The 18,408-nt window shown below is 69.0% G+C and carries 20 protein-coding genes and 1 pseudogene; 9 read left to right on the forward strand and 12 right to left on the reverse strand.

Features of this window, described 5'->3' with window-relative positions; translation table 11 throughout:
- The first annotated feature begins 192 nt into the window (after positions 1 to 192).
- The 5 genes and pseudogenes from leuC to ABAZ39_RS01635 all read left to right on the forward strand — a co-directional run bounded on the left by leuC (position 193) and on the right by ABAZ39_RS01635 (position 3,300).
- Positions 193 to 1,596 carry a 3-isopropylmalate dehydratase large subunit gene (leuC, locus tag ABAZ39_RS01620; RefSeq protein ID WP_038526060.1) on the forward strand — a complete coding sequence of 468 codons (1,404 nt, stop codon included), beginning with the start codon at positions 193 to 195 and terminating at the stop codon, positions 1,594 to 1,596.
- Positions 1,597 to 1,705: 109 nt separating this feature from the next.
- Positions 1,706 to 1,843, forward strand: a pseudogene (locus ABAZ39_RS37360) (helix-turn-helix domain-containing protein); the annotation flags it as partial.
- A gap of 45 nt (positions 1,844 to 1,888) precedes the next feature.
- Positions 1,889 to 2,368: a helix-turn-helix transcriptional regulator gene (locus ABAZ39_RS01625; RefSeq protein WP_247874856.1), complete on the forward strand. Its 480-nt coding sequence runs from the start codon at positions 1,889 to 1,891 to the stop codon at positions 2,366 to 2,368.
- A gap of 105 nt (positions 2,369 to 2,473) precedes the next feature.
- Positions 2,474 to 2,851, forward strand: coding sequence for a VOC family protein (locus tag ABAZ39_RS01630; RefSeq protein ID WP_038526066.1), 378 nt, complete (start codon positions 2,474 to 2,476; stop codon positions 2,849 to 2,851).
- A gap of 8 nt (positions 2,852 to 2,859) precedes the next feature.
- Complete coding sequence (locus ABAZ39_RS01635) at positions 2,860 to 3,300, forward strand: EVE domain-containing protein (protein ID WP_038526069.1); 441 nt, start codon at positions 2,860 to 2,862, stop codon at positions 3,298 to 3,300.
- 22 nt (positions 3,301 to 3,322) lie between these two features.
- Here ABAZ39_RS01635 and ABAZ39_RS01640 read toward each other — a convergent pair whose 3' ends face one another.
- The 7 genes from ABAZ39_RS01640 to ABAZ39_RS01670 all read right to left on the reverse strand — a co-directional run bounded on the left by ABAZ39_RS01640 (position 3,323) and on the right by ABAZ39_RS01670 (position 9,333).
- Positions 3,323 to 4,654 (reverse strand): branched-chain amino acid ABC transporter permease, encoded by a 1,332-nt coding sequence (locus ABAZ39_RS01640; protein ID WP_051657742.1) that lies wholly within the window; start codon positions 4,652 to 4,654, stop codon positions 3,323 to 3,325.
- Between the two features lie 84 nt (positions 4,655 to 4,738).
- The gene (gene truA, locus ABAZ39_RS01645; protein WP_038526072.1) at positions 4,739 to 5,476 is read right to left on the reverse strand and encodes a tRNA pseudouridine(38-40) synthase TruA; all 738 of its coding nucleotides are present in this window, start codon (positions 5,474 to 5,476) and stop codon (positions 4,739 to 4,741) included.
- Positions 5,458 to 6,435, reverse strand: a complete 978-nt coding sequence (gene fmt / locus ABAZ39_RS01650; RefSeq protein ID WP_038526075.1) for a methionyl-tRNA formyltransferase — start codon at positions 6,433 to 6,435, stop codon at positions 5,458 to 5,460. The genes truA and fmt overlap by 19 nt, the downstream gene beginning before the upstream one ends.
- Before the next feature lie 24 nt (positions 6,436 to 6,459).
- Positions 6,460 to 6,966: a peptide deformylase gene (gene def, locus ABAZ39_RS01655; protein ID WP_038526078.1), complete on the reverse strand. Its 507-nt coding sequence runs from the start codon at positions 6,964 to 6,966 to the stop codon at positions 6,460 to 6,462.
- Between the two features lie 126 nt (positions 6,967 to 7,092).
- A complete protein-coding gene (locus ABAZ39_RS01660; RefSeq protein ID WP_014239339.1) occupies positions 7,093 to 7,323 on the reverse strand; it encodes a hypothetical protein in 231 nt (76 codons plus the stop codon).
- A 108-nt stretch (positions 7,324 to 7,431) separates the two neighbouring features.
- Positions 7,432 to 7,641, reverse strand: a complete 210-nt coding sequence (locus tag ABAZ39_RS01665; RefSeq protein WP_014239340.1) for a cold-shock protein — start codon at positions 7,639 to 7,641, stop codon at positions 7,432 to 7,434.
- 201 nt (positions 7,642 to 7,842) lie between these two features.
- A complete protein-coding gene (locus ABAZ39_RS01670) occupies positions 7,843 to 9,333 on the reverse strand; it encodes a DNA recombination protein RmuC (RefSeq protein ID WP_038526081.1) in 1,491 nt (496 codons plus the stop codon).
- Between the two features lie 164 nt (positions 9,334 to 9,497).
- On the opposite strand from ABAZ39_RS01670, the gene ABAZ39_RS01675 reads away from it, so the two are divergent.
- Complete coding sequence (locus tag ABAZ39_RS01675) at positions 9,498 to 10,079, forward strand: NUDIX hydrolase (RefSeq protein ID WP_038526083.1); 582 nt, start codon at positions 9,498 to 9,500, stop codon at positions 10,077 to 10,079.
- Positions 10,080 to 10,099: 20 nt separating this feature from the next.
- Here the strand turns inward: ABAZ39_RS01675 and ABAZ39_RS01680 are convergent, their stop codons facing one another.
- Positions 10,100 to 11,275: a ChaN family lipoprotein gene (locus ABAZ39_RS01680; protein WP_051657743.1), complete on the reverse strand. Its 1,176-nt coding sequence runs from the start codon at positions 11,273 to 11,275 to the stop codon at positions 10,100 to 10,102.
- A 142-nt stretch (positions 11,276 to 11,417) separates the two neighbouring features.
- On the opposite strand from ABAZ39_RS01680, the gene ABAZ39_RS01685 reads away from it, so the two are divergent.
- A complete protein-coding gene (locus ABAZ39_RS01685) occupies positions 11,418 to 12,155 on the forward strand; it encodes an SDR family NAD(P)-dependent oxidoreductase (RefSeq protein WP_014239345.1) in 738 nt (245 codons plus the stop codon).
- Between the two features lie 93 nt (positions 12,156 to 12,248).
- On the opposite strand, the gene ABAZ39_RS01690 is transcribed toward ABAZ39_RS01685, so the two are convergent.
- The 3 genes from ABAZ39_RS01690 to hemA all read right to left on the reverse strand — a co-directional run bounded on the left by ABAZ39_RS01690 (position 12,249) and on the right by hemA (position 15,089).
- Complete coding sequence (locus tag ABAZ39_RS01690) at positions 12,249 to 13,025, reverse strand: response regulator (protein ID WP_038526086.1); 777 nt, start codon at positions 13,023 to 13,025, stop codon at positions 12,249 to 12,251.
- A 111-nt stretch (positions 13,026 to 13,136) separates the two neighbouring features.
- Positions 13,137 to 13,682: a transcriptional regulator gene (locus tag ABAZ39_RS01695; protein ID WP_038526089.1), complete on the reverse strand. Its 546-nt coding sequence runs from the start codon at positions 13,680 to 13,682 to the stop codon at positions 13,137 to 13,139.
- A 192-nt stretch (positions 13,683 to 13,874) separates the two neighbouring features.
- Positions 13,875 to 15,089: a 5-aminolevulinate synthase gene (gene hemA, locus ABAZ39_RS01700; protein WP_038526093.1), complete on the reverse strand. Its 1,215-nt coding sequence runs from the start codon at positions 15,087 to 15,089 to the stop codon at positions 13,875 to 13,877.
- Positions 15,090 to 15,545: 456 nt separating this feature from the next.
- Here hemA and ABAZ39_RS01705 point away from each other — a divergent pair, with 456 nt between their 5' ends.
- A complete protein-coding gene (locus ABAZ39_RS01705; protein ID WP_038526095.1) occupies positions 15,546 to 15,959 on the forward strand; it encodes a hypothetical protein in 414 nt (137 codons plus the stop codon).
- Between the two features lie 185 nt (positions 15,960 to 16,144).
- Here ABAZ39_RS01705 and ABAZ39_RS01710 read toward each other — a convergent pair whose 3' ends face one another.
- A complete protein-coding gene (locus ABAZ39_RS01710; RefSeq protein ID WP_038526098.1) occupies positions 16,145 to 17,560 on the reverse strand; it encodes an aspartate aminotransferase family protein in 1,416 nt (471 codons plus the stop codon).
- 208 nt (positions 17,561 to 17,768) lie between these two features.
- Between ABAZ39_RS01710 and ABAZ39_RS01715 the strand changes: the two genes are divergently transcribed.
- Entirely contained in the window at positions 17,769 to 18,404 is a 636-nt protein-coding gene (locus ABAZ39_RS01715; protein ID WP_038526101.1) for a glutathione S-transferase family protein, read from the forward strand.
- The last annotated feature ends 4 nt before the right edge of the window (positions 18,405 to 18,408 follow it).

Consider the following 18,408-nt stretch of genomic DNA (forward strand, 5'->3'; position numbering starts at 1 on the left):
GGAGCGCCTTCCCCGCCAGCCGATGGGCGGGGCAGGGTGGCTGCGATTTTTCGCTGCGGGATGCGGGATGTTTTCCACAGGCTCGGCCTTGTCCTGGTTGAAAGAGACGGCTATTGTGCGGCCCTCTTACCGCACGCTTCGTTCGTCCGGTCTGTGGTTTGCGAGAGAGAATTGCCGCGAGAGAGAGTTGCTATGTCCAAGCCGCGCACCCTGTTCGACAAGATTTGGGACAGCCACGTCGTCCACCGTCAGGACGACGGCACCTGCATCCTCTACATCGACCGCCATCTGGTCCATGAAGTGACCAGCCCGCAGGCGTTCGAGGGGCTGCGGCTTGCCGGCCGTCCGGTGCGCCGTCCGGAAGCGACCCTCGCCGTTCCCGACCACAACGTGCCGACCACCGACCGCTCCAAGGGCATCGTCGAGGAGGAAAGCCGCATCCAGGTCGAGACGCTGGACAAGAACGCGCGCGACTTCGGCGTCCGCTACTTCCCGATGGACGACGTCCGCCAGGGCATCGTGCACATCGTCGGTCCGGAGCAGGGCTTCACGCTGCCCGGCGCCACCATCGTCTGCGGCGACAGCCACACGGCGACTCACGGCGCCTTCGGTGCGCTCGCATTCGGCATCGGCACGTCGGAGGTGGAGCATGTGCTGGCCACCCAGACCCTGCTGCAGAAGCCGGCCAAGAACATGCTGGTGCGCGTCGACGGCGAACTGCCGGCCGGCGTGACCGCCAAGGACATCGTGCTGGCGATCATCGGCAAGATCGGCACCGCCGGCGGCACCGGCCACGTCATCGAGTTCGCCGGCGAGGCCATCCGCGGCCTGTCGATGGAAGGCCGCATGACCGTCTGCAACATGGCCATTGAGGGCGGCGCCCGCGCCGGCCTGATCGCCCCGGACGAGAAGACCTTCGCGTATGTGAAGGGCCGCGCCCTGGCCCCGAAGGCCGGCGCCTGGGAGCAGGCGGTGGAATACTGGAAGACCCTGCCGTCGGACGAGGGCGCGGTCTACGACACCACCGTCGTGCTGAACGCCGCCGACATCGTTCCGCAGGTCACCTGGGGCACCAGCCCGGAGGACGTGCTGCCGATCACCGCGACCGTGCCGAACCCGGCCGACGTGGCCGACGCCGGCAAGCGCGCCGCCGTCGAGCGCTCGCTGGCTTACATGGGCCTGGAGCCCGGCCAGAAGCTGACCGACGTGAAGGTGGACACCGTCTTCATCGGCTCCTGCACCAATGGCCGCATCGAGGATCTGCGCGCCGCCGCGGTGATCGCCCAGGGCCGCAAGGTCGCCGAGGGCGTGCGCGCCCTGGTCGTCCCCGGCTCGGGCCTCGTCAAGGAGCAGGCGGAGGAAGAGGGTCTGGACAAGATCTTCACCGAGGCCGGCTTCGAGTGGCGTGAGCCGGGCTGTTCCATGTGCCTCGCCATGAACGCCGACCGCTTGTCGCCGGGCGAGCGCAGCGCCTCGACCTCCAACCGCAACTTCGAGGGCCGCCAGGGTCGCGGCGGGCGCACCCACTTGCTCAGCCCGGCCATGGCCGCCGCCGCGGCGGTGACCGGGCACCTGACCGACGTGCGCAGCCTGTAAGCTCTCACGGTCCGCTGTGACGCCCGGAGCGGGGATGGCCTTCCAGCCGTCCCCGCTTCGTCGTTTTTAGGGGCATCCTCCGCTGTCGCGCGCCGAACGCCTCATCGATCTGATCCAGTGCCTGCGGCGCCATCGCCGGCCGGTCAGCGGGCATGTCCTCGCCGACGAACTCGGCGTCAGCCTGCGCACGATCTACCGCGACATCGCCACCCTCCAGGCGCAGGGCGCCCGCATCGACGGCGAGCCGGGCGTCGGCTATCTCCTCCAGCCCGGTTTCCTGCTGCCGCCGCTGATGTTCGCGGAGGAGGAGATCGAGGCGCTCGCCCTCGGCATCCGCTGGGTGGCCGACCGCGCCGACGGCGCGCTGGGGGCGGCGGCGCAGAACGCGCTCGCCAAGATCGCGGCGGTGCTGCCGCTGGATCTCCGCGACCGGATGGACGCCTCCGCGCTGCTCGTCGGGCCGGGGGAGCCGATCGTCGGGGACGGCGTCGACCTCGCCGTCGTCCGGCGGGCCATCCGCGGCGAGCGCAAGCTGTCCATCGCCTACCGCGACCGCGACGGGGCCGCCAGCGAGCGCATCGTCTGGCCCTTCGCGCTCGGCTTCTTCGACCGGCTGCGCGTCATGGTCGCGTGGTGCGAACTGCGCGGGGCGATCCGCCATTTCCGCGCCGACCGCATCGTCTCCGTGACGGCGCTGGAAGACCGCTACCCGCGCCGGCGGCAGGCGCTGCTCAAGGAATGGCGCGAGGCCGAGGGCATCCCGGCGCGGTGAGCGCACCCGCGCAGGACTGCTGACAGAAACTGACAGTATCCTCGCCTAGCCTGGGCTTCGCCGGACGGGATCGCCCGTGCCGGAGACCAGCGAGGACACCAGCTCATGTTCAGCGCCAACATCATCCTTCTCTATGTGGACAGCCCGACCGCCAGTGCCGCCTTCTACGCCGACCTGACCGGCAAGCCGCCGGTCGAGGCGTCGCCGACCTTCGCCATGTTCGCCCTGGACTCCGGCGTCATGCTGGGGCTGTGGTCCCGCCACACGGTGGAGCCGGCGGTCTCCGCCGGGCAACTCGGCGGCAGCGGCGAGATCGGCTTCCGGGTGGCCGGCGCCGAGGCGGTGCAGGAACTTCACGACGACTGGGTGCGGCGTGGCCTGACCATCGCCCAGCCGTCGACCGCCATGGATTTCGGCCACACCTTCGTCGCGCTGGACCCAGATGGTCACCGCCTGCGTGTCTTCGCCCCGATGGAAGCGTGAGGCCCGTCATGGATCCGACCGCCGCCAGCCGCAGCTGGATCGCCGTCGCCTCCGCCGAGCATGTCCGGCGGGGGCGGGCGGAGGGCTTCATGCAGGTCTGCCACGGCAAGGCGGCGCCGCTGCGCCGCATCCGCCCGAGGGACCGCGTCGCCTACTATTCGCCGACCGAGCGCTTCCAGGGAAAAGACCGCCTGCAGTCCTTCACCGCCGTGGGGATCGTGCGGGACGGCGCCCCTTACCCGTTCGACATGGGCGGGGGCTTCGTTCCCTTCCGCCGCGACGTGCGGTGGCTGGACGGGCGGGAGACGCCGATCCTGCCCCTGCTCGACCGGCTGGACTTCTCCGCCGGCGTGCGGAACTGGGGCTATCCGCTGCGCTTCGGGTTGTTCACGGTGACCGACCGCGACCTGGACACCATCGCCGCGGCCATGGGGGCGGTCCTGTGCTGATCGGCGTCCGGCGTGGGGGGCCTCAATCCCCCCGCCCGCGGCGGCGGCCCATCAGCCCGTCCGGGCGGTAGATCAGGAAGAGGGTGAGCAGGCCAAAGGCCACGATGTCCTTATAGGCGATGGCGAAATAGGCCGACCAGAAGGTCTCGACGAGGCCGAGCAGGGCGCCCCCCAGCATGGCGCCGGGGACCGACCCGATGCCGCCGACCACCGCGGCGGCCAGCGCCTTGAAGCCGATCAGATAGCCCGTGTAGAAATTGACCCCGCCGTAATAGAGCGCGATCACCGCCCCCGCCGCGGCGGCCAGCGCCCCGCCCACCGCGAAGGTGGTGGCGACGGTGCGGTCGACATCCACCCCGACCATCTCCGCCGCACCCACATCGTCGGCGCAGGCGCGATGGGCGCGGCCGTAGGCGGTGCGCTGCATGATCGCCCACAGCAGGGCGTAGAGCCCGCCGGTCATCAGCAGGATGACGACCTGCGAGGTCAGCGCGGTGACGGTGAAGGCGCCGTCGCTGAGCAGCTCGTGCCGGTCGGCCAGGAAGGGGGCGGGCCACCAGTCGCGGGCGCCGTGCAGAAGCCGCATCCCCTCCTGATAGGCGATGGACAGGCCGACGGCGGCGATCAGCGGCGTGTGGTTGTGGGTCCGGCGCAGGCGGCGGAACACCAGCCGGTCCATGGTCCAGCCCTGGACGGCGGTGAAGGCCATCACGGTGGCGAAGACGCCCAGCACCGCCATGGGCAAGCTACCCAGCCCGGCCATGCCCAGCGCCGCCGCCCCCATGGCGGTCAGCATGGCGCCGATCATGGTCAGCTCGCCCATGGCGAGGTTGATCTGCCCGAGGATGCCGTAGACCAGCGTGTAGCCGAGCGCCAGCAGCCCGTAGACGCAGGCCACCGTGGCGGCGTTGATGACCTGTTGCAGGAAGAAGAGCAGCGGCGCCCAGTCCGTTTGCGGCCCGCGTTCCGGCCCGGCCGCGTCCGGCGGCAGGCCGAGGCGGGCGGCGGGCAGGCCGGCCCAGATGCGCAGCATGGTGAATTGCATGGGCCGCAACCGCCCCATGCGGTCGGTCGCCACCATCACCAGCTCGTGCCGGCGCGAATCGAAGAAGCGTCCGCCGAAGCGGCAGGCGATCCAGTGGGTGCCGGTGTCGGTGCGGTAGGTCAGGCGCAGCGCCGGCTCGTCGCCGCCCAGCGCTTCCGTGCCCAGGATGGTGACGGGGCCGGAGTCGAAGGCGGGGATCAGTTTGCCGCACAGCGCGGCCTGATCGCCGTCCACGCCGCAGCCGGTCAGCAACAGCGCGACGACCAGCAGGAGAAAGGGCGGGAACAGGCGCGGCGGACGGCGGTGCACGGCGGAGGAACCCCGGCCGGTTGTTCGTTCGCCGGAGAATCTATCGGTTCCCGATGTGAAACGCCAGACGCCGCCTTATGGAAGTCAGTAGCGGGCGCCGACGAAATACAGGCCATCCGGCGGGGCGGTCGGCCCGGCGGCGGAGCGGTTGCGAGCCTCCAACGCGCGGCGCAGGTCGTCGGCGCTCCACTTGCCGGCCCCGACCAGCTCCAGCGTGCCCACCATGTTGCGCACTTGATGGTGCAGGAAGGAGCGGGCGGCGGCGTGCACCCGGACCTCGTCGCCGACCCGCTCGACGGCCAGCCGCTCCAGCGTCTTGACTGGGGAGTTGGCTTGGCAGAGCGCGGCGCGGAAGCTGGTGAAGTCGTGCTGGCCGACCAGGACCTGCGCGGCTGCGTGCATCGCCTCGGCGTCCAGTGGGCGCATGACGTGCCAGGCGCGGCCCGTCTCCAGGGCGAGCGGGGCGCGGCGGTTGACGATGCGGAAGACGTAGCTGCGCCCCAGGCAGGTCATGCGCGCGTGGAAGTCCTCCGGCACCGCCTCGGCCAGCAGGACGGCGACGGGGGCGGGCCTCAGGTGGAAGTTCAGCGCGTCGCGCAGCTTCAGCCCGGTGAAGGGCTTTTCCAGGTCGAAATGGCAGACCTGACCCAGCGCGTGCACCCCGGCGTCCGTCCGCCCGGAGGTGTGGACGCGCACGGTCTCGCCGGACAGGCGCTCGATCGCCTCCTCCAGTGTCTGCTGGACGGAGGGGCCGTTGTCCTGCCGCTGCCAGCCGACGAAGGGCCGGCCGTCATATTCGAGGGTCAGTTTCCAGCGCTGCATGCGGCGTCGCCGAGACGGGTGCCGACGGGCAGGGCGCCGTGCAGGCCGCGCAGGAAGTCCGCGCCGCTCACGGGCGCCTTGCCCGGTCGCTGGACGATCAGAAGGCGTATAGCCCCGAAGTGATCTTCGCAGGCGATGGTCAGGTAATCATCCAGCAGTGTTCCGGTCGGCCTTCCATGAGGAATATCCTCAACTTCGGCCGCCAGCACCTTGATGCGCTCGACTCTGTTCGCAATCGGCACGTCGAACCAGCAACCGGGCCAAGGCGTCAGTGCGCGCACCTGCTTGTCAATATACGGAGCGCCTTTACTCCAGTCGAGCCGGCCGTCCTCGCGCGTCAGCTTGGCGGCGTAGGTCACACCCGCCTCGGGCTGCGGCTCGGCGGTCAGGCGGCCGGCGGCGAGGCCGTCGAGCGCCTCGACGATCAGGCGGGCGCCCATCTCGGCCAGCGCGTCGTGCAGGCTGCTGGCGGTGGTCTCGGCGGTGATCGGCACCGCGTCCTTGAGCAGCATGGCCCCGGTGTCCAGCCCGATGTCCATCTGCATGATGGTGATGCCGGTCTCGGCGTCGCCGGCCAGGATCGAGCGCTGGATCGGGGCGGCCCCGCGCCAGCGCGGCAGCAGCGAGCCGTGCACGTTCAGGCAGCCCAGCCGCGGCGCGTCGAGGATCGGCTGCGGCAGGATCAGCCCGTAGGCGGCGACCACCGCGGCGTCGGCCTTCAGCTCGGCGAACTCCGCCTGGGCCTCGGCGTTGCGCAGCGACTTGGGCGTGCGCACGGGGATGCCGCGTTCCTCGGCGAAGCGGTTGACGGGGGATTTCTGGACCTGCTGCCCGCGCCCGGCCGGGCGGGGCGGCTGGCTGTAGACGCAGACCACCTCGTGCCCGGCATCGGCCAGGGCGCGCAGGCTGGGCACGGCGAAGTCCGGCGTGCCCATGAAAACGAGGCGGAGCGGCGTCATGAAGAGTCGTCCAACGTCAGAAGGTTAGGCGCGCTGCATCTTCTGGACTTTGCGCAGGATCATGTTGCGCTTCAGCATCGACAGGTAGTCGACGAACAGCACGCCGTTCAGATGGTCGATCTCGTGCTGGATGCAGGTGGCCAGTATGCCGTCGGCCTCGATCTCGCGCGTCTCGTTGCTCTCGTCCAGATAGCGGACGCGGACAGAGGACGGGCGGGTGACCTCGGCATACTGGTCGGGCACCGACAGGCAGCCCTCCTCGCAGACCGAGGTCTCGTCCGACTTCCAGACGATTTCCGGGTTGGCGAGGCGGATGGGGTTCGGCTTCTCGTCCTTGTCGTGCACGTCCACGACGATCACCCGCTCAAGGATGCCGATCTGGGGCGCGGCGAGGCCGATGCCCTTCGCGGCGTACATGGTCTCGACCATGTCGTCCATCAGCTTGGCGATGCGGGCGTCGACTTTGTCGACGGGCTTCGCCTTCTGCTTCAGGACGGGGTGCGGGGCGACGAGGATATCGAGAACGGCCATGGGAACTCAGCAACGGTGCGTGGAGGTGCGACAATCCGTCAAAATATGGGGGGCGGGCCACGAGGTCAAGGAAGGCGCAAGGCACAACCCGCGGCGACCCGCCGATCCCATCGGGACGGCCGCACCTCAGAGGGGCGAGCGGGTGATCGACTTGATGGGGCCGCGGGGATTGCCGGACATCTCGGCGATCTTGCGGTCCTGCTCCTCAATGAAGCCGCGGGCCGGCTCGTCGCCGTCCAGGCCACCGACCAGCGTGCCGGGGACCTTGCGGTTGGAGGTGCGGGCGCCGTCTTCGTACAGCACGTCGAACAGCACGAAGGCGCTGTCCACCGGCTGCTTCTTCTTGGTCTTGGCCATGGGGGGAAACTCCGAACGTCAGGGGGGTGCTTGTAGAGGAAAAGCGCGCAACGGAAAAGGGCACCGGTTTCCCGGTGCCCCCTCCGATGCCGTGCCGTGAGACGTGGCTCAGACGGCCTTCAGGTTCTCCGCCGAGGTCTTGCCGCGCTTCGGATCGCGCTGCTCCTCGTAGGACACCTTCTGGCCTTCATTCAGGCTGCGCAGGCCCGCACGCTCGACCGCGGAGATGTGGACGAAGACGTCCGCGCCACCGTTGTCCGGCTGAATGAAGCCATAACCCTTGGTGCTGTTGAACCACTTGACGGTACCGACGGGCATGATTGCTCTCCGTTTCGTATGAAAGGCGCCGCATCGGCCGGTGCGGCGCATCAGACTGTGTCCAGGCATAGCGACGATCTGGGCACCCGAAGGCGTAGCAGGCCGGCAGTCCGAAGCAGAATGACAGGAGGGAAATTGGGACCGCTCCCCTCCTTTGCAAGGCGAAACAAGACGGGCAAATCTGGGTTGCAGACTTCGGCCCTACGCCCTGGCCGCCGCCCGCAGTTCCGCCGCCCTCAATTCTGTCGTCCTCAATTCTGTTGTCCGGGGGTCGGCCGCGCGAAGTTCCGGCGCCTGGAGCGGGCGCGGGGCGTGGTCCAGCGGTTCCAGCAGGGGAATCTCCTCGGCGCTGTCCGGGGTGGCGTGCAGGTCGCGGAAGCGGCGGGCGGTGACCAGGACGCGGGATTCCAGGCTGCCGACCGCCCCGTTGTAGCTGCCCACGGCCTTTTCGAGCTGCCCGCCCAGCCGCTCCATATGGCCGCCCAGGTCGTGCAGGCGCTTGTAGAGTTCGGCGCCCAAGGCGCTGATCTCGCGGGCGCTGTCGGTCAGCCGCTCCTGCCGCCAGCCATAGGCGACGGCGCGCAGAAGCGCGATCAGCGTCGTCGGGGTGGCGAGGATCACCCGGTGGTCGATGCCCGCCTCGATCAGCGCCGGGTCGTGCTCCAGCGCCGCGGAGAAGAAGTTCTCGCCGGGCAGGAACAGCACGACGAATTCCGGGGAATCCGCGAACTGGTCCCAATAGGCCTTGGTGCCGAGCTGCTTCATGTGCTCGCGCACATGGCGGGCGTGGCGCGACAACCCGTCGCGGCGGGCGCCGTCGTCGGCGGCCTGCACCCCGTCGAGATAGCCCTCCAGCGGCGTCTTGGCGTCCACCACGATGGTCTTGCCGCCGGGCAGCTTGACCACGAGGTCGGGGCGCAGCCGGCCGCCGGCGGCCTCCACGCTCATCTGCTCCGCGAAGTCACAATGATCGAGCATGCCGGCCATCTCGCAGACCCGGCGGAGCTGGATCTCGCCCCAGCGGCCGCGGGCCACCGGGCTGCGCAGGGCGCGGACGAGGTTGCCGGTCTCGGCGCGGAGCTGGGACTGGGTCTCCACCAGCGACAGCACCTGCTGCTTCAGCCCCTCATAGGCGCCGGCGCGGCTGCGCTCCATCTCCTGGATCTGGCCGTCCATGCGCTCCAGCGACTGGCGCACCGGGGCGACGATGTCGGCGATGGCGGTCTGCCGCTTCTCCAGGTCGCCGCGCGCCTGCTCCTGGAAGGTCGTCAGCGTCTCCTTGGCGAGGTCGAGGAAGCTCTGGTTGTTGGAGCGCAGGGCCTCCGCCGACAGGGCCTTGAAGCTGTCGGACAGGGTGGCCTGCGCGCGCTCCAGAAGGGCCAGCTTCTCCGCCGCCGACGCGCGCTCGCGGGCCAGCGTGGTGGACAGCTCGGCCTGCCGCTCGCGGGCGGCGGACAACTCGCCGTTCAGCCGGGCGATCTGGTGGTCGCGGGCCTCCACCTCCTCCCGCAGGTCGCCTTCGATTCGCTCGGCGACGTCGAGCCGGGTGGCCAGTTCGGCGTGGATGGCGGCGGCTTCCGCCTCGGCGCGTGCGGCGTAGAGGCGCACGATCATGCCGACGAGGATCGCCCCGAGAAGGGCGCCGGCAAGGCCGCCGAGAAGCACCGACTGTGCGTCGAACGCGAACTGCATGAAATTCCCCGGAGATCGCTGCGAACGCCGAGAGTACAGGAACGAATCAGGAAAGAGAACGGGCAATGAACAAAGAAGAACCCCCTCCGCGGCTTCGTTCCGCCTGCGCTGCGGGTCGGTGAAGCGGGCTTGCCCGCCGTCCCCGTCTGCGCCATATCCGACGGATGCCCCACGATCCGTCCTCCTCCGGTCTTCCCGCCGGCCCCCTCAAGGGCCCCCGCGTCCGCACCATCCCGCCCGGCGAGGACCGCGAGCGGCTGACCTGTCCGGACTGCGGCTACATCGCCTACCAGAACCCGCTGATCGTCGTCGGCTCGGTGGCGACGTGGGAGGACCGCATCCTGCTGTGCCGCCGCGCCATCGAACCGCGCAAGGGTTACTGGACGCTGCCCGCCGGCTTCATGGAGGAGCGGGAGAGCACCATGGAGGGTGCCGCCCGCGAGGCGTGGGAGGAGGCGCGGGCGAAAATCGCCATCGACTCGCTGCTGGCCGTCTACGACATCCCGCGCATCAGCCAGGTGCAGATGATCTTCCGCGCCCGGCTGCTGTCGCCGGACGTGTCCGCCGGGCCGGAAAGCCAGGAGGTCGGGCTGTTCCGCTGGGAGGAGATCCCCTGGGACGATCTGGCTTTTCCGACCGTCCAGTGGGCCTTGCGCGAGCACCGGTCGCGGCTGGGCCGCCAGGACTTCGCCCCGGCGGTGAACCCCACGCCGGACGTGCTGGCGCAGTGGGAGCGCATGCTCTAGCTCCCGATCACTCCACCCCGTTATTCCACGGTGGGCGAAGCGGGGAACTTCGCCACCAGTTCCGCCGTGCCCTGCTCGCGCTTCACGGTCAGCGGCAGCCATGTGCCGGGGGCTTGGCGCTGCACCACCGTCGTCAGGTCGGAGGCCTCGCGCACCGGGGACCCCGCCGCTGCGACCACGAGGTCGCCCGCCGTCAGGCCGGCGGCGGCGGCGACGCTGCCCTCGGTGACGGAGCGCACGCGCACACCCTCCGGTCCCGGCTCCAGCATCACGCCCAGCCGGGGGCGCGGCGTCTCGGCCGGCGCCTCGCTCTCGCCCAGCCCGTAGACCGCGTCGGCGATCCGCCCGTCCAACTCGGCGCAGGGGCGATCCTCGTCCCAGGGCAGCAGGACGACGCTGTTCCGGATGCCCAGATCGGCCAGCTGGTGGGGCGCGCCGTCGCGCCCTTCGATGTGCCCCTGGCCCAGGATGGCGACGACGGTGCGGTTGGTCTGGCGGTGGGTGTCGGCGATGCGCTCGGCCATGGCGCGGTCCCAGACGGATTGCGCCTCGACGAAGCGTTCGAAACTGCCGGAGCGGCGCTCACCCGGGCCATGGGCGGCCATCACCTGGCGCAGCCGCTCGGTGTAGGAGGCCGGGGGAGGGGCCGGGTCGCCCACGCCTTCGCGTTCGCCGGCGGGGACGGCGGCCCAGCCCTCGCGCGCGGTGCGGCTGACCAGCCCGCGGTCGACGTTCAGCGCGACCACCGGCAGCCGGTTCATCCGGGCGAAATGCAGGATCGGCAGATAGAAGCGCGCGTCGTAGCCCCAGACCTTCGGCCAGTTAGTCTCGCGCAGCAGCTCCGCCTCGCTCAGTTGCCCGGCGCTCCAGCGGTCGAGGATCGGCTGGACGCTGCGCGGGAACATCTCCATGCCGACCGCCAGATCGGGGTTCAGCGCGTGCAGCGCCGCCAAGCTATGAAGCTGCCAGCGGTGGTGGTCGGCGTTGTCGTGCCGCTCCCCCAGCAGCACGGCGGGCGACGCCGCGGCGCGGCGCAGCAGGTCGGCGGCGTTCAGCGGGCGGGCGGTGGCGTCGGACCAGCCGCCGGGCGGCACGCAGGCACTGGTCTGGGCGGCGGCCTTCGCCGCGGTGGCGTCACCCAAGCCGGCCAAGAGGCTGCCGGAGAGCAGAAGGACGGCCATCAAACGGGGGAGCACGTCGGCGGTCCTCCTGGACTCGGTGAAACGGTTGGACTCAGGCTGAAGGTTGGGCGGTGGAGGGCGCCCGTCAACGGTGCATGGTCTGGCCGGCAACGGCCGCGCTGGCGCGGTGCGGCGAAGCGGGGTATCCTTGGACATCATGCCGCACCGTAAAACCGTCATTCTGACCGGCGCGAGCCGGGGCATCGGCCACGCCACCGTGCAGCGCTTCAGCGCCGAGGGCTGGCGGGTCATTTCCTGTTCCCGCGAGGAGGTGCCGGACCATTGCCGGCGCGATCCGAACTGGACCCACCACATCCCGACGGACCTGTCCGATCCGGACAGCCGCGCCCGCTTCCTGGAGGAAGCCAACCGGGCGCTGGACGGGGCGCCGCTGCACGCGTTGATCAACAACGCCGGCATCTCGCCCAAGACGCCGATCAAGGAGCGTCTCGGCTGCCTGAACGGGGCCATCGAGGGTTGGCACCGGGTGTTCGAGCTGAACTTCTTCGCCCCGCTGGTGCTGGCTCGCGGCTTCGCGGCGCCGCTGTCGCGGGCGAAGGGGGCGATCGTCAACGTGACCTCCATCGCCGGCCATTCGGTGCACCCCTTCGCGGGGTCGGCCTATTCGACGTCCAAGGCGGCGCTGTCCGGCCTGACCCGCGAGATGGCCGTGGAGTTCGCCGAGATCGGCGTGCGCGTCAACGCTGTGGCGCCGGGCGAGATCGAAACCGCCATGACCGGGCCGGAATACGATGTGCTGATCCCGCGCATCCCGCTGAAGCGCATGGGCACGCCGGAGGACGTGGCGGCGGTGATCTTCTACCTGTGCGGTCCCGACTCGGGCTATGTCACCGGAACGGAGATGTTCATCACCGGCGGGCAGCACCTGTATTGATGCGGATGGCCGACCCACGGATTGCGCGGATTTCTCTAGGTAACTCCGTGTAATCCGTGAAGCCGCTGTCGCCCGCAACGGTGTTCAGCCACCTCAGCCGAGGTTGTGCTTCGCCACCACCGCCGCGAAGTCGTCGCCGAAATGCTCGCCGACGCGGATGACCGAGACGCCGTGCGGGATTTCCTTGAGGGCCGGATTGTCCAGGCTCATCGAGGTCAGCAGCGCCATCGGCACGTTGTGGGTGACGCTCATCGCGCGCAGGCCGCGGATCAGGTCCAGGCCGGACAGGCCGTCCATCACCATCGACGCGATCAGCATGTCCGGCGGGACGCGCACGGCGAGGCTGATCGACTCGATGGGGTCGCTGACCGTCACGGTGCGGAAGCCGCAGGCCGCCAGTTCACTGCCCAGCTTCTTGGCGACGACCTTGGACGGGGTGACCAGCATGATCTCGACGTTGCTGATCTGGATGTCGGTGATCTCGAACTGGTAGCGCACCGGCAGAGCGCGGATGATCCGGTTCGTTTCCGCAACCTGCGGCTGCTCGGCGCGGTCCACCAGCTCGGCGATCCGGTCCACGAAAATCTGCGCGTCGTTCAGCTCGCGCGCCTCCAGCCGCTTCAGGCCGGACAGGTAATCCTCCAGGCGGTGCGCGACGAGGCTGACGGTGGGGTAGCCGAAGCTGGTGCCCATGCCCTTGAAATTGTGGGCTTCCAGGCGGAGCACGCCGATGACCGCGGTTTCCTCCCGCGTGCCCTTGGCCACGCCTTCCAGGGCGGCGTTCATCACCTCCAGCCGGTCGCGGGCGTCGTCCATGAATTCGACGCGCAGGCGGTCTTCAAGATCGTCGGGCGACAGGTTGGAGGCCATGGCGGGGGTCCTGACTATGCTTTCGGGTTAGGCATTATGCCCCGAAAGTTACACCAGAACCCTAACGCGAAACAAACTCCCGCATGAAACGCGGCTAAAACGCCGCGACGATCACAACCGGGACAGGAGATTGTTGAACCAGTTCAGCCGTTCCTCGGCCTGGGCGATGTCGTGCTCCAGCCAATCGGCGAAATGACCGTCGGTCCCCGCACTCGCCCGCTTCAGATCGCCCAGCCGGGCCAGCTCCGTCTCGCACAGGGAGGCGAGGTGGTCGATCTGGTCGCGCTGCGACTCGACGTCCAGCAGGTGCAGGAAGCGCAGCTTCAGCGCGATGACCAGCTTGTTCAGCCCGTCCGCCGAGGGGGCGCGGACGTTGGCGCGCATCAGCGTGTCGAACTCCGCCCGTCCGGCCTCGGTCGCGCCGAGCAGGGCGTTGTCCTCCATGCCGGTGCCATCCAGCGCTTCGATCAGCCCCTCGTAGCGCAGCATCTCCAGCGACGTGCCCATGAGGTCGAGCGAGGGGCCGACGATGCGGTCGAGGAAATGGCGGAGCGCGCCGGCCAGATCGGCGTAACGCTGCGGCCCGTTCTGGATCAGCGTGCCCAGGACGGCGAGGCGCACGGCCTCCTTCGGCATCAGCGAGTTGTCACGGTACATGGCGAACCCCTGGGCGGTGGCAATTGGACGGCGGCTGTCGACGGTTGCGGACCGAACGTTGCGAAACGTTCTCATCAACGTCTAAAGGTAAGGCGCTCCGGCCCACAAGTCCAGAGCGCCGATGCCATCATCGCAGGGAGATCACCGAATCCCCTCCTCCGCACGGGCGGGGCGCGGAGGAGGGGGGAGGAGTTACGCCGCCAAGCGCAGGTCCAGGCGGCTCCACACGTCGAGCAGCGCGTCGACGAGCCGCGCCATCTCGGCGTCGCTGTGCAGCGGGGTCGGGGTGAAGCGCAGGCGCTCGCCGCCGCGCGGCACGGTCGGGTAGTTGATCGGCTGGACGTAGATGTCGTGCCGTTCCATCAGCTCGTCCGAGGCGCGCTTGCAGCGGTGGGCGTCGCCGACCATCACCGGGACGATGTGGCTGGCCGACGGCATCACCGGCAGGCCGGCCTCGGCCATCAGGCGCTTCAGGGTCGCCGCGCGCTCCTGGTGCTGGTCGCGCTCCGTCTGGCTGGCCTTGAGATAGCGGATGCTGGCCAGCGCCCCGGCGGCCAGGACCGGCGACAGGGATGTGGAGAAGATGAAGCCGGCGGCGAAGCTGCGGATGCAGTCGACCAGCGCGGTGGAGCCGGTGATGTAGCCGCCCTGGACGCCGAACGCCTTGCCCAGCGTGCCCTCGATGATGGTCAGCCGGTCCATGGCGCCGTCGCGCTCCGCCACGCCGCCGCCGCGCGGGCCGTACATGCCGACCGCGTGCACCTCGTCCAGATAGGTCATGGCGCCGTGCTTGTCGGCGACGTCGCAGAGGTCATGGATCGGGGCGACGTCGCCGTCCATGGAATAGACGCTCTCGAAGGCCACGACCTTCGGGCGGTCCGGGGCGATCTGCGACAGCAGTTCGTCCAGGTGCTTGGGGTCGTTGTGGCGGAAGATGTGCTTCTCGGCGCCGCTGTTGCGGATGCCGGTGATCATCGAATTGTGGTTCAGCGCGTCCGACAGGATCACGCAGTTCGGCAGCAGCTTGCCCAGCGTCCCCAGCGTCGCGTCGTTGGACACGTAGCCGGAGGTGAAGAGCAGCGCCGCCTCCTTCTGGTGAAGGTCGGCCAGTTCGCGCTCCAGCAGCACGTGGTAGATGTTGGTGCCGGAGATGTTGCGCGTGCCGCCGGCGCCCGCACCCACGCCGTCGACGGCGTCGTGCATCGCCTTCAGGACGACCGGGTTCTGGCCCATGCCCAGATAGTCGTTGGAGCACCAGACGGTGACCTCCCGCTCCTTTCCGGCGGCGTCGCGGAAGGTGGCTTTCGGAAAGTTCCCCGCGTGCCGTTCGAGGTTGGCGAAGACCCGGTAGCGGCCATCCTGTTTCAGGCTGGCGATCTGGGTGCGGAAAAAGCTCTCGTAATCCATCGCGCGTTCCGTTCGCATTCATCCGAAGGGGCGGGTGCCGTCCGGGTGGTCCAGCCACCGGGCCTAGCACGTTAGGAAGATGGCATGATCGTTGCCGTGTTGCCACCCGGCATTGACCGAGGTCAAAAGGTCTGCCCTGTGAGACGTCAATTCTCGCCGATCCGCCGCCGCGGAACCATTCGACCTATGGATGATCGCTGTGGCGAAGCGTCTCATGTCCGGGACCCGTCATGCCGTTGCCGAGGCCGGGAAACTCCCTTTCGCGTCGCTGTTCCGTTGGTGATTACAAGTCTTTTTGAATGTTCGCAATGTATAACGGGCAGCAATAAGCCGGCCGTTTGCTGTCCGATTGCGCCGAATACCTTTGTCGTGTTCTTTTACGAACAAGGTCGTATGGACGCTAACAGGGGAGAAGTGAGAGGGTTCACTCAAGCCGTTGATGGGGAGTGTTGTGCAATGAATGCCGTTCTGACGTTCGACAGCGCGCGTGGCCGGCGAATGTCCGGCACGGAGCCGAGCCGTGGTGCCATCGGTTCCGGCGGGAGCAAGGTCATCCCCTTCCGTCCGGCCCCCGCTGCGATGGTTTCTCCGGCGGTCCTCCCGGCGGCACCCCTGCCGCGGCGTCCCGCGGTGCCGTCTCCGGCCCGCGCCGATAAAGCGGTCCAGCCGGCGGAGCCCGCGCCGCAGCCGGAGCGTCTGGCGCGGCTGATCTACATGGCGAGCGTGGGCGGCTACATGGCCGTGCGTGAGGACTCGCTGGTGGAACTGGGCGGGCGCATGGTCTGGCCGACCGCCGACGCGCTGATCCGCGACGCGGCGGCGGCGGGCGTCCCGGTCTCGTCGCACGTCATCAACACCGCCCGGTCCTGATGCCTGCCACCAAATGAAAGGGGCCGCCCGCGCCGGATGGCGGGGCGGCCCTGTCTCGTCGCGGGCCCGGCCGTTAAAGCGGATTGCGATCCGCTTTGGACCGCGACGGCGGTCCCGGTCGCACATGCGACCGGAGCCCGCCGGCGAATGAGGCGATATGAGTCTAAAGCGAACGAATGTTCGCTTTAGCCGCGCAGGACGGGGATCGCGGCGTCCAGCGCCGTGGTCAGGCGGTCGAACATCAGGTTGATGTCCTCCTCGCCGATGACCAGCGGCGGGCAGACCGCCACGCTGTCGCCCATGGCGCGGATGATCAGGCCGTTCTCCTGGCTCAGCCCGTTCACGACGGCGCCGGCCCGTCCCACCGGATCGAACGGGGTCTTGGTCTCCTTGTCGGCGACCAGTTCTAGGGCGCCGATCAGCCCGACGCCGCGCGCCTCGCCGACCAGCGGGTGGTCGGCCAGGGCCTTCAGCCGGCGCTGGAACAGCGGGGCGACGGCGCGGACATGGCCGACCAGGTCCCGCTCCTCGTAGATCTTCAGCGTCTCGATCGCGACCGCCGCCGCCACCGGGTGGGCGGAGTAGGTGTAGCCGTGGCCGAAGGTGCCGATCTTCTTGCTCTCCTCGACGCAGGCCCGGTAGACCGCGTCCGACACCATCACGGCGGAGATCGGCAGATAGCCGGAGGACAACTGCTTGGCGCAGGTCAGGATGTCCGGCTGCATGCCCATGGTCTGGCTGCCCCAGAAATTCCCGGTGCGCCCGAAGCCGCAGATCACCTCGTCGGCGACCAGGAGGATGTCGTACTTCTTCAGGATCGGCTGGATCTTCGCGAAGTAGGTCGCGGGCGGCACGATGACGCCGCCGGCGCCCATCACCGGCTCCGCGAACATGGCGGCGATGGTGTCCGGCCCCTCGGCCAGGATCAGCGCCTCCAGGCTTTCCGCCAGACGGGTCGCGAAATCCTCCTCGCTCTCGCCCGGCTCGGCGAAGCGGTAGTGGTGCGGGCAGTCGGTGTGCTGGATGCGCGCGATCGGCAGGTCGAAATCGCGGTGGTTGTTCACCAGGCCGGTCAGGCTGGCCGTCGCCACGGTGACGCCGTGATACGCCTTCACGCGCGACAGGATCTTCTTCTTCTCCGGGCGGCCCAGCGCGTTGTTGTAGTACCAGACCAGCTTGACGGCGGTGTCGTTCGCCTCCGACCCGGAGTTGGCGAAGAACACCTTGGACATCGGCACCGGGGCCAGCTTGATCAGCCGTTCGGCCAGATCGATGCCCGGCTCGTGGCTCTTGTGGCCGAAGACGTGGTAGGTCGGCAGCTTGCGCATCTGGCGGGTGGCGGCCTCGACGAGGCGCTCCTCGCCCCAGCCCAGCGACACGCACCACAGGCTGGCCAGACCCTCGATGTATTCCTTGCCGCTGTCATCGAAGACGCGCACGCCCTCGCCCCGCTCGATGATCAGCGGGCCCTGGGTCTCGTGCGCGTGCAGGTTCGTGTAGGGGTGAAGGAAATACGCCTTGTCGCGGCTGGCGGCGGAGTTTCCAGCCCCAAAATTATCAGGCCCAGAACTTTCAGTCGCCGCGACGCCCTGTTCGGTCATGATCTCTATCCCTGTGTTCGCTGCCGGAGTCGGTCGTTGCCGATGCTGGTTCGCCGCTGTTGAAAATGTTAAACGGCGCCCCCGATCATAGGCATGGTTGGCCCTCCTGACAAAGCCGGAGAATCAGGGGGTGGGGCGGGCATTCCCATCCTGCATGGCGCCCAGACCCGTTGCACAAGCTCCGGAGTTTCGGAAGAGAAGGGGAAAGATGATCACCTTGTATGGAATGCCGAGCAGCGCGTCGATGGCGCCGCACATCCTGCTGCGCGAGATCGGGCTGCCCTTCGAAATGGTCCTGCTGGACCGCTCCACCGCCGCGCACAAGGCGCCGGATTATCTGCGTCTGAACCCCAACGGGCGGGTGCCGACGCTGGTCGACGGCGATCTGGTGCTGTTCGAGGCGGCGGCGGTCTGCCTGCATTTGGTCGATTCGCACCCGGCCGCCGGGCTGGCCCCCGCACCCGGCACGGCGGAGCGCGCGCATTTCTACCAGTGGTTGATCTTCCTGACCAACACTGTCCAGGCCGACATGCTGGTCTATTTCTACCCGGAGCGTCACGCCGAAGGGGCGGAGGCGCAGGCCTCGGTCAAGGCGATGGCGGAGGCGCGGCTGCTGGAGCGCTTCACGCTGCTGGACCGTCAACTGGGTGATAAGGTGTGGTTCCTGGGTGACCGCTGCAGCGCCGTCGATCCCTACCTGTTCATGCTGGCCCGCTGGACCCACTTCATGGGCACGCCGGCGCGCAGCCTGCCCAACCTCGGCCCCTACCTCGCCCGTGTGCTGGACCGTCCCGCGGTCAAGGCGACGTTCGAGGCCGAAGGGCTCGGCGACCCTTACTATTGAGTGG

It is taken from the genome of Azospirillum argentinense (assembly GCF_000632475.1).
Lineage (GTDB): Bacteria > Pseudomonadota > Alphaproteobacteria > Azospirillales > Azospirillaceae > Azospirillum > Azospirillum baldaniorum.

What these genes read in the sequence shown, in the direction of transcription:
- ABAZ39_RS01660 (WP_014239339.1), bottom strand. Translation starts at nt 7,323, where the DNA reads ATGGCCAAGACCAAGAAGAAGCAGCCGGTGGACAGCGCCTTCGTGCTG.
- ABAZ39_RS01695 (WP_038526089.1), bottom strand. Translation starts at nt 13,682, where the DNA reads ATGTACCGTGACAACTCGCTGATGCCGAAGGAGGCCGTGCGCCTCGCC.
- ABAZ39_RS01715 (WP_038526101.1), top strand. Translation starts at nt 17,769, where the DNA reads ATGATCACCTTGTATGGAATGCCGAGCAGCGCGTCGATGGCGCCGCAC.
- ABAZ39_RS01670 (WP_038526081.1), bottom strand. Translation starts at nt 9,333, where the DNA reads ATGCAGTTCGCGTTCGACGCACAGTCGGTGCTTCTCGGCGGCCTTGCC.
- ABAZ39_RS01630 (WP_038526066.1), top strand. Translation starts at nt 2,474, where the DNA reads ATGTTCAGCGCCAACATCATCCTTCTCTATGTGGACAGCCCGACCGCC.
- ABAZ39_RS01710 (WP_038526098.1), bottom strand. Translation starts at nt 17,560, where the DNA reads ATGACCGAACAGGGCGTCGCGGCGACTGAAAGTTCTGGGCCTGATAAT.
- def (WP_038526078.1), bottom strand. Translation starts at nt 6,966, where the DNA reads ATGGCCGTTCTCGATATCCTCGTCGCCCCGCACCCCGTCCTGAAGCAG.
- hemA (WP_038526093.1), bottom strand. Translation starts at nt 15,089, where the DNA reads ATGGATTACGAGAGCTTTTTCCGCACCCAGATCGCCAGCCTGAAACAG.
- leuC (WP_038526060.1), top strand. Translation starts at nt 193, where the DNA reads ATGTCCAAGCCGCGCACCCTGTTCGACAAGATTTGGGACAGCCACGTC.
- fmt (WP_038526075.1), bottom strand. Translation starts at nt 6,435, where the DNA reads ATGACGCCGCTCCGCCTCGTTTTCATGGGCACGCCGGACTTCGCCGTG.
- ABAZ39_RS01665 (WP_014239340.1), bottom strand. Translation starts at nt 7,641, where the DNA reads ATGCCCGTCGGTACCGTCAAGTGGTTCAACAGCACCAAGGGTTATGGC.
- ABAZ39_RS01705 (WP_038526095.1), top strand. Translation starts at nt 15,546, where the DNA reads ATGAATGCCGTTCTGACGTTCGACAGCGCGCGTGGCCGGCGAATGTCC.
- ABAZ39_RS01675 (WP_038526083.1), top strand. Translation starts at nt 9,498, where the DNA reads ATGCCCCACGATCCGTCCTCCTCCGGTCTTCCCGCCGGCCCCCTCAAG.
- ABAZ39_RS01690 (WP_038526086.1), bottom strand. Translation starts at nt 13,025, where the DNA reads ATGGCCTCCAACCTGTCGCCCGACGATCTTGAAGACCGCCTGCGCGTC.
- ABAZ39_RS01685 (WP_014239345.1), top strand. Translation starts at nt 11,418, where the DNA reads ATGCCGCACCGTAAAACCGTCATTCTGACCGGCGCGAGCCGGGGCATC.
- ABAZ39_RS01625 (WP_247874856.1), top strand. Translation starts at nt 1,889, where the DNA reads ATGTTCGCGGAGGAGGAGATCGAGGCGCTCGCCCTCGGCATCCGCTGG.
- truA (WP_038526072.1), bottom strand. Translation starts at nt 5,476, where the DNA reads ATGCAGCGCTGGAAACTGACCCTCGAATATGACGGCCGGCCCTTCGTC.
- ABAZ39_RS01635 (WP_038526069.1), top strand. Translation starts at nt 2,860, where the DNA reads ATGGATCCGACCGCCGCCAGCCGCAGCTGGATCGCCGTCGCCTCCGCC.